This is a genomic window from Comamonas sp. B-9 (assembly GCF_000410635.1).
Lineage (GTDB): Bacteria > Pseudomonadota > Gammaproteobacteria > Burkholderiales > Burkholderiaceae_C > Comamonas.
In genome coordinates, this window is the sequence record NZ_APCR01000523.1 from 1 (window position 1) to 2,399 (window position 2,399).

At 67.9% G+C, this 2,399-nt stretch carries 1 protein-coding gene; it reads right to left on the minus strand.

Annotated features, from left to right (window positions below; genetic code table 11):
• Positions 1-88: 88 nt before the first annotated feature.
• A partial coding sequence (locus H928_RS0104865) for a Pls/PosA family non-ribosomal peptide synthetase (RefSeq protein ID WP_021025501.1) occupies positions 89-2,399 on the minus strand: 2,311 nt, incomplete at its 5' end.

Below are 2,399 nucleotides of genomic sequence, written 5' to 3' on the forward strand. Positions count from 1 at the left end.
GGTGCGCCCGCCATCACCACCGCCTGGGCCTGTACCCGGCCCTGCAGCGCTGGCGGCAGGGCCAGCGGCTGCCTGGTCCAGTGAAGTGCTAGGCCCGCCATGGCGCAGCAGGCGCGCCCTGCCAGCGGGTACCGGCGGGCAGGCGCTCGCCCTTCATCACCAAGGTCATCGGGCCCAGTTGCACGCCATCGCCCAGCTCGGCGCTGTAGAGCACGGTGCAGCGCGCGCCCACCGTCACTCGCGCGCCAATCACCACGTCATCGACCTTCATCACCCGGTCTTCAAACAAATGGGTTTGCGGGCAAGACAGCGCATTGAGCTCGCTGTGCGCGCCAATGGTCACGCAGTCATGCTCGGTGATGTCGGTGGTGTCCAGGTAGGCGCTGCTGGCAATCTTGCTGCCCAGCAGGTTCATCGCCAGGTTGAGCCAGGGCGTGCCGCGCAGGTAGCGCAAGAAGTTGGGCACCGCAATGCCTTCGTACATGCTGGTCGTCGCCTCGGACAGCCAGACAAAGGGCGTCCACATCGGCGCAGCCTTTTTGCGGTAGCGCCCCACCAGCAGCCACTTGAACAGCGCCACCGCCCAGAAGGCCCCCAGACCAAACACCATGCCGGCGATGGCCAGATCCAGCACCACCGCGCCCCAGCGGCCGGCAGCGGCCAGCGGCATCGCGTCGAGCACGATCGCATAACCGGCCGCAATCACCAGCGCGTGGGGCGCGCCAATGCGGAAGGCCTCGACCAGGCCCCGGCCCAGCACGCGGCGGCGTGACGGGGCAAAGGTCAGGTGGTCGGGGTAGCCCTGCACGACTTCGCGCGCAGGCAGGTTGATGGCCGGCGAGCCAATCCAGGTCTGGCCGGCCTGCATGTCGGCATTGCGCGGCACGGCCGACATCACGCCGATCAGCACCCCTTCGGGGATGGTCGAGCCATCGGGCACATAGGCGCCATTGCCGATAAAGCTGCGGCGCGAGACCACCGTGGGCTGCACCGTCATATAGCCGCCGTCGATGCGCTCGTCGCCCAGCATCACCGCATCGGCCACAAAGCACTCGTCGCCCAGGGTCAGCATATCGGGCACCACGCCCAGCGCGGTCGACAGCTCGGTGCGCTTGCCCACCTTGGCGCCCAGCATGCGGTACCAGCTGGCTGAAAACACCGTCGCATAGATGCCGTGCAAGGTTGCCAGGCTCCCTTCCTGGATCTGGTTGGTGAGCCATTTGCCCAGGTAGCGGCCGCTGTGCACCGACCAGGTGCCCGGCTGCAGCCGGGGCAGGAACAGGTAGCGGATCAAGGCGGCCACCAGCATGGTGCAGACCACCAGCACCAGGCTGGCGGGCAACGCCAGCACAAAGAACTTGAAAAAGCGCAGGATAAAGGCCCCCAGCGCATCGACCGTGCCGTCTTCGAGCAAAGGCCGCACCGAGATCGCGTCCACATCCAGCCAGTCGATCAGCAAGAACGCCGGGAACACCGGCATGAAGAACAGGGTCGCGATGCTCAGGCCGCCCACCGCATAGACCAGCATCTCCCATGCGCGCCAGGCGGCGCTGGGCCGCACGCGCTCGGGCATGCAGCTGGTGTCAAAGTCCGAGACGGGCTGGGCCGGCGAGCCGGTCCAGACGCTGCGCGCGGGCTGCACCTGGCCGTCGCTCAGGCTCGACTGCCCTTCCAGATGGGCCCAGTCGCCCAGGCGGGTATTGCCCTCCAGCACCACATAGGAGCCAATGCAGGCATCCGCGCCGATATCGACCGTGCCCAGCAGCAGCCAGCCGCCTTCGACGCGGGCGTTCTCCAGGCTCACCACATTGCCCACGCTCGCTCCGGCGCCAATGCGCAGCAGATCGGGGGCGCGCACCGTCATCGAGCCCAGCAGCACATCGTTGCCGATCTTGGCACCCAGCGCGCGCAGCCACAGCGGAAACAGCGACGAGCCGGTGATCATGCCCACCGGCACCGCCTCCACGAGACGGTCGGCCAGCCACCAGCGGAAATAGGTCAGGCCCCAGAGCGGGTAGCGCCCGGGCTTGAGGCGGCCGGCAATCAGCCACTTGCCGGCCCAGGCCACGACAAACTCCAGCACCGTGGCCAGCGCAAAGGCGAGCACCGACACCGCAATGGCCACCGCCACCGAGTCGTTCTCGTCACCGGTAAAGAAGTGGTAGGTGAAGAACGGCGCCAGCCATTGCGCCATCTTGACCAGCACCAGCAAAGGAATCGCCACCGCCTGCGCAGCGCCACAGCGCCAACGGCGCAGCGCCGAATGCTCGCGGAACGCGCGCGGCGCCGCAGCCGGCGCATCGTCTGCCACCATGCTGGCCTGCAAGGCCTGGGCAATCGCGCCCACGCGGCGCTGCTGGTAGATGGTGCTGACGGTGGCCTGCGCAAAGCGCGCATCG